We start from the raw sequence: 13,640 nt of genomic DNA on the forward strand, positions 1-13,640 counted from the left end.
GCCATGCCCTAACTATCTAACCCCTGGCAGTCGTCCCGCACTCCTAGGCTGTTGGCCTTGTCTACGACTCAAGGTCCATCACCATGCCTGCCACACCGGATAAAGGCCCGCATTACGCACTCATCAAGAACAGCCTGCCCGACTGGCTGCACGCCAGCGCCTGGCACCGAACACAAGCGCTGGGCCGGGCGTCCCTGGAGCGGTTGCCCGAACTGATCCATGCGCCTGCCGCCCTGCACACCCCGCTCAAGGCCGCCAATGCCCAGGCCTGGGCCAGGCAAAACAGCGTCGATCAACGCTTGAAAGACCTGCAGGATGTGTACACCTTCGCCGAGCCCCTGCTGGTCGCTGCACTGCAACGCCAGTACGGGCTGACCCTGGACGTACGCGCAACCCATGTGTTTCTGGTCAGCCGCCGCGGCACCATTCTCCAGGGCAGCACCAGCCGCACCGTGTCGCTGCTCAACGCGGCCCTGCAAAACTTTGCCAGCAACGAACGCTTCACCGACAGTTCGCGCTACGTCAGCCAGCCAGACGCCCGCGGTCAGTTCAACATCGAAACGCACCACACACGCATGAGCATCGAGCAATTCGTCGATCTTTGTCGCGAGCTGGACCTCGGCGCCCAATACGCCAAGCACCTGCAAACACACCTGCAACCGGCACTGGAGGCCGACAGGAACAGCCTGCAAGCCCAAGTGATCGCCAGCCAGCAAGCCGCCCTGAACGCGGCCGCGCACCTGGCCCAACTGCGCGGCGAGATCGACCCGGCGACCTTTCACCTGCTGCAACGCGCCGTGAAGGGCGAGCGCGGGGTGATGCAGTTTTATCGATTGCGCCTGATGGACACCCTGCTCACCGGCGTGCTGTTGATTGCCAACGACCTCGACCTGGCGCGGGATGTCGCGCCCGTGGTGGCGTACATCCCCCATGATCCCCACGGCGCGATCCAGGCCTACCCCAGCACCCTGGCCTTTCGCGAGGCGTTGGCGAAAAAACTGCAAGACCCGGCCTACCGCCAGTTCTTCAGCCAATTTATCGACCGGCAACAGCAGCGCGCATTTATCCATGGCCTGCAACAACGGGCGCCCTACAGCGCCAGCCGCATCGACGGCGAACTGTGGCCGCAGCTGTACCAGGCTGCACTGAATAAAATCCTCAACGATGGCCGTGAGCAAGCGGTGTCCACGGCACAAGCCGACAGCCGCGCGCGCTGGGCCTGGTGGGACACGTTCAGCCACATCCTGGAGAGTGCATTGAATGTGGTGCTGTTGGTCGCGACCCCTTTCGTGCCCCTGCTGGGCGAGGCGATGCTGGCCTACACCGCCTATCAGCTGCTGGACGAGGTGGTGGAAGGCGTCGTCGACCTGGCCCGGGGCCAGGCGCTGGAAGCCGCCGGGCATCTGGTGGGGGTGCTCACGGACGTGGTGCAACTGGCGACCTTCAGTGTCGGCGGCAAGCTGCTGGAGTCGGCCTTCGTCAACCAGCTCAAGGCTGTCGAGGTCAAAGGCAAGACGCGGCTGTGGAACCCGGACCCGACGCCCTATCGGCAAACGCTGCAACTGCCGGCTGAGTCGACACCCGATGAACTGGGCGTGCATACCCATGCCGGGCAGCGCATTCTGCCGGTGGACGGCGCGCACTACGTACTCAGCCCCAATGGCGCCAGCGGTGACTATCGCATCCAGCACGCCAGCCGCCCCGACGCCTATGCGCCGCCGATCCGGCGCAACCCCGGCCCACGCGCCTGGAGCGATACCCGACGCCTGCGTGAACTGGGGCCGTTCAACCCGGCGCAACAGCAACAGATCCTCGCCACCAGCGGCCTCGACCACGACACACTGCGCGCCGTACAAACCGACAACCTGGTGGCACCGCTGTTGGACGATACCGTCAAGCGCGTGCGCCTGAACCAGCAGGCCGCCGAGATCCCCGAACAACTGCGCACGCGCAAGCCGGTGGACCAGGACACCTACTGGAGCCCCTACATCGCCCGCGAACTGCCGGGCTGGCCGCAGGATCGGGCAATCCTGGTGTATGAAAACGCCGACCTGAGCGGCGACCACCTGCGCTTCGGCGAAGCCGACGCCACGCTGACCCTGAGCATCAGCCGCGACGACTTGAACCTGGGCAAGTTGCCCGAACGCCTGGTGGACAACCTCGACAGTGGCGAACTCACCACCCTGCTGGGCACGCTGCCCGAGGGCCGCACGCAACAGATAGATGCCCTGCGCAACCGCCTGGCCGACCACCTCGCCCAGCGCCAGGGCTCCTTGTTCGCCTACCTCTACCGCCACAGCGAAGACCTTGTCAGCGAACGCGGCCTGCAGGTGCGCGAAGCATGCCCCGGGCTGCCGAAAAGCCTGGTGGAGCACGTCCTCAGCCAGGCCTGGCCGGAAGAACTGAACCGGTTGGACACCCACAAGCAACTGCCCTTGCGCCTGAAGAACCTTGCCCGCGAATGGCAGTTGCAGGCCAAGGCTGCCCACGCCTACCAAGGCTTCTACGACCCGCAACTGTTGGGACCGGACACCGAGCAGATGCTCCTCGACACCCTGCGCGTCTACAGCGACAGCCTCGAAGACTGCCGCATCGAAATCCGCCAGCACACCGCGATTGCCAAACTGCGCGCCAGTGCCGGCCCGCAGAATGCCCGTGCCAAAAGGCTGCTGCTCAAGACCGACGGACACTATGAAATCCATGACAACGGCCAGGCGCGGGAGCAGCCCGCCACTGACCTGTTCAATGCCGTGCTCGCCGCCCTGCCCCCGGCCAAAATCCAAGCCCTGGGCTACGCACCCGGTGACGGCGCAGCGCTCAAGCGTTGGGTGATGGACACGTTGCGTGCGCCCGCGGAACGCCGCCGCGTGCTGGCCGACCCGGTGCTCGGCGAAACACCCGCCAAAGACACCCTGGCCCTCGTCCAAAAACCCATGCACCGTGCGGCGTCCTGGTTTTGCGACCTGTTCCCCAACCCGCTGGAACGCCGGGTCAAGGCGCTGTACCCCTACGCCGATCCAGGCGTCATCGACACCTACCTGCAATCCCTCGACGATCCGCTGCAATTGCAGCGCTTCGCAGCGCGCGAAGTGGAAAAGGATCGGCTGCAAGAGGATCTGCTGGAATGGGTCAACGCCGCGCCGGACGACGAGCCCATCACGCTCAGCCAGCAACGCCTGACCCTGGCCAGGGGCATGTTGCGGGCCTGGGAGGCCAACATCGAAACCACCGCCCAGACGTTTTCCATACGCGGCGTGCAACTGCCGGGAGAGCTGGGCAACCTGCCGTTGCATGCCAACTTCGATCATCTGCTGCACCTGGAGTTGGCCGGTAACCAATTGCTCGACAGCGACATGGCAATCCTCGACCACTTCCCTCGCCTTATCAGCCTCAGCCTGCGTGGCAACCAACTGACGCGGCTGCCGCAAGCCGTGGGGCGCATGACTTCGCTGACACAGCTGAGTTTCATGGACACCATGATCCAGTGGGACGCGGCCGACCTCGCCCAACTCGGCGAACTGACCCAGCTGCAACGCTTGAACCTCAGCGACAACCGCCAGTTGACCCGTGCCCCGAACCTTGGCGACATGGCGCAACTACAAGCCCTGTCCCTGAACAACACCGCCATCGAGGACTGGCCCGAAGGGCTGTTCGATCAGCCGAGACCCTCGGGGTTCGAGCTGGACCTGCAAAACACGGCGATCAACAGTGTGCCGCAGTTTTTGCCTTGGACGCCTGAAGCCGAAGTAGTGGCCTGGACGCGCCTGGACCGCAATCGCTTGACCGCCGACGGCGAACAGCGCCTGGTCAGTTACCGCCTGGCCGCTGGCCTGGACCCCTATCGCACCTACCCCCCCAAGGGGGACAGCGCGTATTGGCTGGAAAAAGCGCCGCCGCAGCACCAGCCAGGGCTGAAAAGCCTGTGGCAGGACCTTGAGCAGGAACACGGCTCCCAGGGATTCTTCGAAGTCATCAAGAGCCTGGAGTTTGCCGATGTATTCGAGACCCTGGCCAATGGCGAGCGACACGCATCCGGCCGTGCACAATTGACCGACAAGGTCTGGCGCATGCTGCGCGCCATGCACGACGACCACACACTGCGTTCGCGCCTGTTCGTCATGGCCAGCCACCCGGTGAACTGCGCCGACGCGGGCGCACAGGTGTTCAACAGCATGGGCGTCCAGGTGCGGCTGGCGGAAATCTACCGCCTGCCGAACCCCGCCGTGCGCGAACGCGAACTGGCTGAACTGGCCAGGGGCAAGTCCCGGCTGGACCGGCTCAACCGGTTCATCCAGGCGGACATTGCCCAGCGCGTCAAACCCCGCGCCGAGGGTGGCCAAGGCTTGCGCTACAGCAGTGAGTTGGTAGATGGCGTACCGGGCACGGTGGACGAGGTGGAGGTCTACCTGGCCTACCAGACCGCGTTGCAGGAGCGCCTGAAACTACCGTGGATATCGCCGCACATGAGCTACCGCAGGTCGGCCGATGTGAGCCCGAAACAGCTGCAGAACGCCTTCGACAATGTGCAGGTTCCAGAGGCTGGCGATGGGCTGGCGAAAGCCATGCTCGAACAACCCTTCTGGGACCAGTACCTGCGCGAAGCCCATGCGCCAAGGTTCCAGGCCAGCCTCGACCACGGCAATGCCTTGCTCGACCCCCTCGACGACCTGCTGTTCGCCCAGAACCAGTGGGCCAACGCGTCCGCCACGGAACGGCTGGCCCAGACCCCGCGTTTACTGACCCTGGCCGACGCCCTCAACGTGCCCCACGCCGAGGTGCTGAGCGGGCAGCCGATGAGCACCGCGACCTATGAGCGCATCCTCGCCGCCGGCTTTACCGACGACCTGCCCAGCCAGACGGACCTGGCCCGCCGCCTGACCCGCGAGGCGTTGCAGCGACTGGAGGCCCATGAGGCGGGAAACGCCTGATGGCCCTACACCTCTGAGTCCCACACCACGGTGACGGTGCCGTTGTAGGTGCTGCCCGCCTGTTCAAGCATCTGCGCCACGCCGTCGGCCTTCACTTCAAAGTGCAAGGTCGAGGGCTTGCGGTCGATATAGCGTGACGGTTCGAACAGCTCGGTGCCGCTGCCGTCCAGGCGCAAGGGCAGGCGATTGACTGCCCGCCCGCCGGCGTCGGTGAGGCCGGAGGGCAGCGACACCGCGACCTCCAGCGGCACCTGGTGGCCCGCCGCGTTGCGCAGGCTACAGGTGTTGCCCATGGGCTCGGGGCATTCGAGGGTCATCTTGAAGGCCGAACTGGTCCACAGGTTGACGGTCTGGTCGCGGAACAACCGGCTGGGTTTACGCCCGTTTTGCAGCCAGGCCTGCCAGCCGCCCTGGGGTTCCAGCGCGATACGGTTGCCGCCGGGGGGCACCTCGACCTTCAGGTGGTGGTCGACGTCCAGGGTGAAGTTGAAGGTCAGGATGCCGTCGGAGGGAATCATGATGTCGCCGAAATCAAAGTCGGCATTCGGCCCAATGGTATAGGTGATGCTACCGACGTATTGGCCAGCGTCCATTTTCAACGGGTTGGGAGTCTTCAACGCATAGGAATACTCGAAGGTCTCATAAAAAAGCGCCTGGATATCCTTGACCGCCGGCCTGGTGCAGGCGCCGATGTTGAGCGGGGTGATCCACGACCACAGTAACAGCCGCGCATTGCCCGTCGCGTAACCGGTGCCGAGGCAAGGCGGCCCAGGAAACGCCCAGCGATAGCTTCCATCCAACCATACCGACTGGTCATGCCCTGCAGGCAGCAAAAACTTGCCACCAATCCCGGCAATTCTGAGCTGGACGGTCTCGGTTTTCGCCGTGACTGTGTTCGTGACCGTCAGGTCACGCCACTCGGTGGGCACCTTGAACATCGCGCCCTTTCGCGGGTCGCTGTGATTCCCTTGGATGGGGCCGTTGGACACGAACTGGACGTCGCTCGTGCGAATGCTGAATATCCCCAGCTGTTTGCACAGCGCAGGAATATGCCAAGGGCAAATACCACTTTCCGGCGTGGTGTTCTTGAATTTATTGACCATCGGGTTGGAAGGATCGGGGCGAAACTCCGCCGTCATTTCCTGCACCAGCGCCTGGGCCGGAGTGATGCACAGCCACAGTGCCAGCGCTATAAACCCGCGCACATTCAAACTCTTCATCAAAACACGCTCCAGCCACTCAGGGCGCAATCGCATCAAACACCATATGCACCGTGCCGTAATAATTGCCCGGTTGGTAATCGTCCACCGGCTTGATCGCAGCAATCTCCAGGCCCACGCGCTTGCCCGGGCGGGCGTCGGCGCTGGCGACGACTTCGCTTTGCGTAAGGCCCAGCTCCACGTTGTTGAAGGTCACACGCAGGTCCACCCGGTCGGTGCCGTTGGACAGGTACGCTTCCTGGTCCAGCCGGGCACCGATGGCGCCGCCGATGTTTTTCACATCGAACGGCGCACGCAAGGTGGCCAGTTGCGAACTCACCGGGTTGTAGGCCAGGCGCTGTTCGCGTTGCACCAGTTGCGGGTCCACCGGCAGCACGTAGAAGTCGGCCGTGGGGATCGTCACGTAGACCTCGAAGGTCTCGCGCTCGACGGCGGCCTCGACCCGGGAAGCCGACAACCCCAAGACAATGACCAGCGCAATCAGGGCGGCTACTTTGTACATGGGCTCACCCCTTGACCGCGATGGCTTGGCGCTTGTCGCCTTCGATCAGGCTGAAGCGGTATTCGCGACCCGCCTCCTTGTCGAAGCCGTAGCTGTTCCCGGCGCGGATGTGATGGCGCAGGGTCGGCCGGCACTCCTGGGGGGCGGCGACGGCGCAGTCCTTGAACTCGTCCACCACCACCACGCTGTTGCCGTTGTTGCGCAGGGTGTAGCGCTGGCCGTTGTCCTGGATCGCGGTGTCGAAGCGGGTATTTTTGGGCCGTACGAAAAACACCGTGCCGTAGCCGGCGAGCACGCGCACCCCGGCGGCGAGGCTGGCCTTGTAGTCGGCGCGCTCTTCGTCCGTCACGGCAAAGTCGTCCTCGGCCTGGGGCACCACGGGCACGAAGCGCACGCGGAAGTAACGCTCCTTGTCGCGGTCGCCCATGAACAGCAAGCGCGTGCCCTGGGTGCCGTTGGCCGGCACGATCAGGCGCGCCGGGCTGGCCATCAGGCCGTCGCGGGCGGTGGCGCCGGCCTGGTCCTTGAGGGGCACTTCGCGGTAAGTGCCGTCGGCGTCGTAGATCATTTCAAGGATGTTGACCTTGACGAACGCCGTCGACGTGCCGCCGTTGAACACCCGTTTCATGTAGGTACTTTTATCGCCGCTGAGGTAGTCGTACACCACCCCCACATTGATCTGCGGGCCGGCCAGGGCGCCGAGGGAAACCAGCCACAGACTGCACAACATCAACACACGTTTCATTGACTCAACCTCATTAAAAAAGCGTTTTAGACTTCCGAATCCCAGACCACCGTGGCACTGCCCGAGTAGGTGCTGGCCGGCTGTTCGAGCATCTGCGTGACGCCGTCGGCCTTGATCTCGAAATGCAGGGTGGAGGGCTTGCGGTCGATATACCGCGACGGTTGAAACAGTTCGGTGCCGCTGCCATCCAGGGCCAATGGCAGGCGGTTGACCGGGCGCCCGGCGGCGTCGGCCAGGCCGGGCGGCAAGGTCACGGCAATGTCCAGCGGTACCTGGTGCCCGGCCGCGTTGCGCACGCTGCAGGTGTTGCCCATGGCCTGCCCGGGGCATTCGAGGGTCATCTTGAAAGCAGTGCTGGTCCACAGGCCGATGGTCTGGTCGCGGAACAGCCGAACCGGCTTGCGCCCGTTTTGCAGCCAGGCTTGCCAGCCGCCCTGGGGTTCGAGTTGGATGCGGTTGCCGCCGGGGGGGACTTCGACCTTGAGGATGTGATCCACCTCCAGCACAAAATCGAGGGTGGCGAGATTCTCGTTCGGCAGCACCCGGTCACCGAGATCAAAGTCCATGCCGGGACCTACGGTGTAGGTCTGGCTTGCGTAGTACGTGCCAGAGGGCATCGTCAAAGGGTTGGGTGTGCGCAATTCGTAGCCGAAATGCACATAACGATAAAAATAATTGGGAATGTCGAACAACGCCTGGGTTGCACACGCACCGGCGTTTTCCGGCACAAGCCAAAACCAGACAATGTGGATGTCGCTCCCTGTCAAACCGCCAGAGGGAAGGCAAGGCGCAGGTGCCTTGTGCCAACGGCCGGTACTCCACAGCTGCTCATGGTTGCCCCCCCCCGTGATCGCTACCACGCTCGCGCCCAGGTCATGCCGACCACCGATGCCGGAAATGCGCACTTCCAATTGAGCGCTGTCGCCTCGGTCGTTCGTCACCGTTACAGTTCGCCATTCCGAGGGCACCTTAAGGTAGGCACCTTGGCGTGGGTCGGGGTGATTGGCCTGCACTGGTCCGCCGGTCGTCTGGTTTAGCGGACCGATCGGCAAGTTGAGACTGAACAAGCCCCGTGGCTCGCAAAACCCGATGAAGTGCTGGCAGTAGCCACTGCTGGGCGTCACGTTTTTGAAACGATTGACCATCGGGTTGGAAGGGTCCGGGCGAAACTCTGCACGGACTTCAGCATTGCCCGCATACACCGGCGATACCACGAGCACCAAAACCAGACTAATGACACATCGATAGAACGTATTCACACACAGACTCCTGAACATGGCATCAGCCCGCCGCGCGAGTGGCGAAGGCGACATCCGCCAAGGTGTCCGGCGTACAGCGCAAATCGCCGATCATCAACACATCGCTCTCCCGCCGCGCCGCCGCAGGGTCCAGGCGGAACTGACACAACAACTGGTTGGCAAAACGCACCTCCAGGGTCGGCGCGCCGGCGGTCATCTCCATGGAGAAGAAGCCGTCCACTTCACTCACCGCGCGGCTGGCGTGGTTGATGACGTGGTGCCCGCGCAGGGGCTGGCCGGTCTCGTCCACCAGGCGGCCGAGCACGGTGACGGTTTTCATCACGCTGACCTTGCGGTACTCCACGCCGCCTTTGTTCAGGTGGTAGTTGCTGCGTGCCGGCTGGATAGTGGCAGCGGGTGGGTAATTGCCATCGAAGTCGAACGCCAGGGTGCTGCTTTTGTACGCAGTGATCGGCACAAAGTTGCGCCCCGGCCGCAGGCGGGCGCTGCCGCCGGTGAGGTCGTCGGCGCGCAGGGTGATGTCGTCGAGGTCGGTTTCCACGTCCACGATCATCCCTGCGCCGCCGCCCTGGGGCTGGCTGCTGAGCACCATCTTGCTGCCGCCCACCGCCACGGTGCTGGCCAGGTTGAGGCCGCCGCTCACGTTGTTGTTGAACGAGGAACGCTGCACGTAGGTGTCGCCGTAGAGCAACTCGTTCTGGAAGCTGGCGCGCCCCGATAACCCGACGCCGTAGGTGTCGGCCGTCGCGGTGCCGGAAACGCTTTGCAGCAGGTGGTCTTCGAAGGTTTTCTGGTAGGTCAGCGAACCGTTGTTGTCGCGGCTGCCGTCCCTTGCCGTACGCGAACCGATGCTGGCCGACCACTGTTCCCCCGGCGCGCCCAACGCCAGGCTGACGCTGAGGTCGATGCCACGGTTACGTTGATCGCCGGTACTGGCGGTGGCCGGGCGGTCGAACAGCGACAGGCGCCAGTTGGCATCGCTGCCCAGGAGCGTGCCGCGCTGGGTCCAGCCCACATCCAGGCCAAGCCCTTCCAGGTTGCCTTGGCTGTAGGAAAGCCGCGAGTTGATCGAACTCTTGTTGCTCACGCGATGGTTGAGGGACAGCGACGTGGTGCTGGTCTGGCCGACAAACACGTTGCGCTGGCGCAGGCGCGTGCCGTCCGGCAACAGCTCGTAGGTGCGGGTGGTGTCCAGCCAACTGCGGTTGTGGCTGAACACCACGCTGCCCGTGCCGTAGCTGTAGAGGGTTTGCAGGTCCATGCCGGTGCCGTGGTCCTGGGTCTGGTAGACGTTGGCATACAGGCTGAGGCTGTTGCCCAGGGTCCAGTCGATGGACGTGCCGTACTGCATCTTTTCGCGCACTTTACGCGCGGACAGACCGAGGATCGCCCGTGGGTGCAGCAGGTAGTTGAGGCCCGCGCCGTAGGTGATGAAGCCCGAAGGTTGTTCATCCCAGTTGCTCAACAGCCTGGATTCGCGCCCGACAAAGGTGTTGTAGCGCCAGCGCTCGTCGGCGTTGCGCCAGTTGTTGGGTTTGTAGATCAGCTCCTGGGTGGTGGAGGTGGTCAGGCCGTCTTCGATCAGGCGCACTTCCACTTCATAGATGCCGCCCGGCAAGGGCCGCGTGTCCAGGGTTTGCAGGCCGGCGGCGACGGGCTGGGTGTTAATCAACAGGCCGTCGCGGTAGATCTCCACGGCGGCCTGGCGGCTGGCCGTGACGTACACCGGGTACACGCTGGGCTTGGGGTTGTTGACCAACAGGCTGTCGGAGCTGCCGTACATCAGGCCGACTGCGGTGTCCGGGTTGGCGCCGAAGGAGCGGATCTGTCGGGTCAAGCCGTTGGAGCCGGGGGTGAAATACCCCAGGCGCACAAAATCGCCTTCGAGTTCGCGCTGGGTATAAAGCTCGTGCATGGCGTGGTACAGCGTGGTGTCGGTGCCGCCCAGGCGTGACAACTGCAGGTTCATCGCCTGGGTCCAGTTACCAATGCTGGAACTGGCTTCCAGGCCGAAGCGCCCGCCGACTTCCTCGTCTTCGCCACCGGTGATGTTCAGTTGGTTATTGACGATCAGGCCGAGGCTGCCGCTGGACGGCTGATCGTAGTACTGCTTGAGTTGGGCCGTGCGCTCGACGTTTTCCGTGAGGATGGAAACCAGTGAGTTTTCCAGGCTGTAATGCACGGCCAATAGTTGGGACGGGCAACTTTGCTGGCAGCCGCCCAGGGCCATGCCTTGTTGCAGAAGTTGCTCCCAGGTGGCACGGGTACTTGCCGAAATCGGGCTGTCGCCACTGTCGGTAAACTCCAGCAGGGTAATACGGTCGTCGCGTCCCAAGACAATCATGGCTTCGCCGAGAAACTGTTGATCCAGCTCCACGCGAACCGCCAGGGGCACATCAAAAAAGTGTTGTTCGAAATCTTCAGGCAGTCCCTGGGACTGTGACAACAAGTTGCCCGGCGTAGTGCCGGGCGCAGCCCAGGCACTGACGCACAGCAATAGCGCAAGCGCGCCCGCAATTGGCGTTCTCGAAAACATGGACGCAATACTCGTTCGGTACGGACAGTCGAGACTGTTTTAAACCAGGCCGGCTTTCGGGGAGGAAGGTACCGGCCTGTCTTTTCACACGCCTGCGGTCGTGGGACCGCAGGGTTTACCCTCGGTTTACGGTGCCGGGGTACGCGGTACCGCGTCGAAGATCACCGTGTAGCTGGAGGTGTACAGGCCGTTCTGGGTGTCGGCTGGGCGAGCAGCGGTCACGATCAGGTCAGCCTGGGTGCCAGGGGTGGATTGCGGGTCATCCACCACTTCCTGCGGGGTGGCGGTCAGGACGACGCCGTTGAACATGTTGGTCACCGCGATGCTGTCCGAACCGTTGTACAGCGCCGCCGCCGTCGGGCCGCCTTCGATGTAGGCGTGCACCGAGCCGTCGGTGTTTTTCACGTCGAAGGTGGCGCGCAGGTTGCTCAGCTCACCGCTGACCGGGTTGTAGTTCATGACTTCCGCTTTACCGAACTCCGGGTCGCGCGGTTGGGCATGGAACTGCTTGGTCGGGATGCTGGCCGAGATATTGATGGACGAGCGTGCGTCATCGGCAGCCATCGCAATCGAAGAGCTCAGGGCGATTGCAACAAACGGTGCCGCTACGGCAAGTTTCTTGAACATGGTGAATACCTGTCATCTAAATAAGAATTTTGGAAAGTGAATTTCCAACTTATTGCATTGCACAACAGCTGCCTGTGCAACGCCGGACAAGTATCAAGTTGACTTCCAAGAAAGTAAGCCATCCTATTCGTTTAACCCCGTAGTTCTGTCACACCACGACACACAGGAAAAATATAGCACTTTGCCAAAACTTTAAATGCATCCGTAAGACGTGGACTACGCGAGACTTAATGAGAATGGTTTATTAACGAAGTTATACGTAAGACGAGGATTACAGCAACTAAAAAACAACAACATTTACAACAAATTAGAACTTACAGCACAACTTGAGTAGTTACTCTAGTGAATCGACGAATGGCGCCCCCCTGCCCTGCGCAGGCGCGACCGTTTGTCGGGCGCTCTTGCACGGGCATTAAGATATATCTTACGTTATATCTAGACACACACAGAGGCTCCCACCCATGCGAGACCATCCTCACCAGCGCGACGGCTTTGACCCGCGCGCAGGCCGCGGTCGCGGCCCCCGGGTATTTGCACCCGGCGACTTGAAATTGCTGCTGCCGGCGCTGATCGCCGAGCAGCCGTGCCACGGCTACGACCTGATCCGCCGCATCGAAAGCCTGTTCGATGGCGCCTACAGCCCCAGCCCCGGCGTGATCTACCCGACCCTGACCTTCCTGGAAGAAAGCGATCTGATCGTCAGCGATCCTGACGGCGGAAAAAAACGCTACACAATCACCGACGCCGGTCGTCTCTTCTTAAGCGAGCAACAGGTGGCGTTGGACGGTGTGCGCATGCGCATCGACGTGAGCAAGCGTTCGCTGCGCGGCCATGACCGCCCGCCGGAGATCCACGAGGCGGTGCACAACCTGCGCCACGCCTTGCACTCGCACCACGGGCGCTGGAGCCCGGAAGAAATCGTTCGTGTCGCGGCGCTGCTCAATCGCACCGCTCAAGCCATTGCCGACGGGAAAGACCAATGAATACGCAAGCTATCCATCGCGTTACCCACGAAATCAAACGCCGCCGCCTGCAAGTGTTGCGGGTGGTCGATATCACCCCACGCATGCGCCGCATTACGTTGGGCGGACCTGAACTGGCCGGGTTTGTCAGCCTGGGCAGTGACGATCACATCAAGCTGCTGTTCCCGCAGAACGCCGCCGAACAGGCTGCGCTGGAAAGCCCGACGTTCAGCATCAAGGGCGATGGCCCGCAACCGGCGATGCGCGACTACACGCCACGCCGCTTCGACCTGGACATCGGCGAGCTGGACATCGACTTCGTGCTGCACGGCGATGGCCCTGCGTCCACCTGGGCCGATCAGGCACAAGTCGGCCAGCACCTGTATATCGGCGGGCCACGGGGTTCGATGATCGTGCCGGATATCTTCGACAGCTACCTGCTGATCGGCGACGAAACCGCCCTGCCCGCCATTGCGCGGCGCCTGGAGGAATTGCCGGCGGGGCGCACGGTGCTGGCGGTGATCGAGATCGCCGATGCGGCAGAAAAGCAGGCGCTGAAGAGTGCCGCCGATGTTGAGGTGATCTGGGTGATTGGTGGTCAGGATGACCTGCTCGACGTCGTGCAGAAAATCGCACTGCCGAGTGGCTCGCTGTACAGCTTCGTGGCGATGGAAACCAAGGTGTCGCGCCAGGTGCGGCGCGTGTTGCTGGATACGCACAAGGTCAACGAGGAATTCCTCAAGGCCGTGGGTTACTGGCGTGCCGAAGGCAGCGAAGAAGACTGAGACCAGACTCGGTCAAAACTGTGGGAGCGGGCTTGCTCGCGAAAGCGGTGTGTCAGTCGATGCATGTGTTAACTGA

The 13,640-nt window shown here is 62.8% G+C and carries 9 protein-coding genes; 3 read left to right on the forward strand and 6 right to left on the reverse strand.

Translation table 11 applies throughout. The features are described from left to right. The first annotated feature begins 83 nt into the window (after positions 1 to 83). Positions 84 to 4,928 carry an NEL-type E3 ubiquitin ligase domain-containing protein gene (locus tag NUV89_RS09965; RefSeq protein WP_257781142.1) on the forward strand — a complete coding sequence of 1,615 codons (4,845 nt, stop codon included), beginning with the start codon at positions 84 to 86 and terminating at the stop codon, positions 4,926 to 4,928. Positions 4,929 to 4,933: 5 nt separating this feature from the next. On the opposite strand, the gene NUV89_RS09970 is transcribed toward NUV89_RS09965, so the two are convergent. The 6 genes from NUV89_RS09970 to NUV89_RS09995 all read right to left on the reverse strand — a co-directional run bounded on the left by NUV89_RS09970 (position 4,934) and on the right by NUV89_RS09995 (position 11,817). Next, the gene (locus tag NUV89_RS09970) at positions 4,934 to 6,148 is read right to left on the reverse strand and encodes a hypothetical protein (RefSeq protein WP_257781143.1); all 1,215 of its coding nucleotides are present in this window, start codon (positions 6,146 to 6,148) and stop codon (positions 4,934 to 4,936) included. A gap of 19 nt (positions 6,149 to 6,167) precedes the next feature. Continuing rightward, the gene (locus NUV89_RS09975; RefSeq protein ID WP_257781144.1) at positions 6,168 to 6,650 is read right to left on the reverse strand and encodes a fimbrial protein; all 483 of its coding nucleotides are present in this window, start codon (positions 6,648 to 6,650) and stop codon (positions 6,168 to 6,170) included. A gap of 4 nt (positions 6,651 to 6,654) precedes the next feature. Next, entirely contained in the window at positions 6,655 to 7,395 is a 741-nt protein-coding gene (locus NUV89_RS09980) for a molecular chaperone (protein WP_257781145.1), read from the reverse strand. Positions 7,396 to 7,421: 26 nt separating this feature from the next. After that, positions 7,422 to 8,336: a hypothetical protein gene (locus NUV89_RS09985; protein WP_257781146.1), complete on the reverse strand. Its 915-nt coding sequence runs from the start codon at positions 8,334 to 8,336 to the stop codon at positions 7,422 to 7,424. Between the two features lie 340 nt (positions 8,337 to 8,676). Further along, positions 8,677 to 11,190 carry a CS1-pili formation C-terminal domain-containing protein gene (locus NUV89_RS09990; protein ID WP_257781147.1) on the reverse strand — a complete coding sequence of 838 codons (2,514 nt, stop codon included), beginning with the start codon at positions 11,188 to 11,190 and terminating at the stop codon, positions 8,677 to 8,679. 126 nt (positions 11,191 to 11,316) lie between these two features. Beyond that, positions 11,317 to 11,817, reverse strand: a complete 501-nt coding sequence (locus tag NUV89_RS09995; protein ID WP_257781148.1) for a CS1 type fimbrial major subunit — start codon at positions 11,815 to 11,817, stop codon at positions 11,317 to 11,319. Positions 11,818 to 12,278: 461 nt separating this feature from the next. Between NUV89_RS09995 and NUV89_RS10000 the strand changes: the two genes are divergently transcribed. Continuing rightward, positions 12,279 to 12,800 carry a PadR family transcriptional regulator gene (locus NUV89_RS10000; protein ID WP_257781149.1) on the forward strand — a complete coding sequence of 174 codons (522 nt, stop codon included), beginning with the start codon at positions 12,279 to 12,281 and terminating at the stop codon, positions 12,798 to 12,800. Further along, a complete protein-coding gene (locus NUV89_RS10005; RefSeq protein WP_257781150.1) occupies positions 12,797 to 13,564 on the forward strand; it encodes a siderophore-interacting protein in 768 nt (255 codons plus the stop codon). The genes NUV89_RS10000 and NUV89_RS10005 overlap by 4 nt, the downstream gene beginning before the upstream one ends. Positions 13,565 to 13,640: the final 76 nt, after the last annotated feature.

The organism is Pseudomonas sp. 18.1.10, from assembly GCF_024655625.1.
Lineage (GTDB): Bacteria > Pseudomonadota > Gammaproteobacteria > Pseudomonadales > Pseudomonadaceae > Aquipseudomonas.

Bases quoted from the DNA above. Each gene is read 5' to 3' on its own strand.
- NUV89_RS09965 (WP_257781142.1), top strand. From the start codon at position 84: ATGCCTGCCACACCGGATAAAGGCCCGCATTACGCACTCATCAAGAAC.
- NUV89_RS09970 (WP_257781143.1), bottom strand. From the start codon at position 6,148: ATGAAGAGTTTGAATGTGCGCGGGTTTATAGCGCTGGCACTGTGGCTG.
- NUV89_RS09975 (WP_257781144.1), bottom strand. From the start codon at position 6,650: ATGTACAAAGTAGCCGCCCTGATTGCGCTGGTCATTGTCTTGGGGTTG.
- NUV89_RS09980 (WP_257781145.1), bottom strand. From the start codon at position 7,395: ATGAAACGTGTGTTGATGTTGTGCAGTCTGTGGCTGGTTTCCCTCGGC.
- NUV89_RS09990 (WP_257781147.1), bottom strand. From the start codon at position 11,190: ATGTTTTCGAGAACGCCAATTGCGGGCGCGCTTGCGCTATTGCTGTGC.
- NUV89_RS09995 (WP_257781148.1), bottom strand. From the start codon at position 11,817: ATGTTCAAGAAACTTGCCGTAGCGGCACCGTTTGTTGCAATCGCCCTG.
- NUV89_RS10000 (WP_257781149.1), top strand. From the start codon at position 12,279: ATGCGAGACCATCCTCACCAGCGCGACGGCTTTGACCCGCGCGCAGGC.
- NUV89_RS10005 (WP_257781150.1), top strand. From the start codon at position 12,797: ATGAATACGCAAGCTATCCATCGCGTTACCCACGAAATCAAACGCCGC.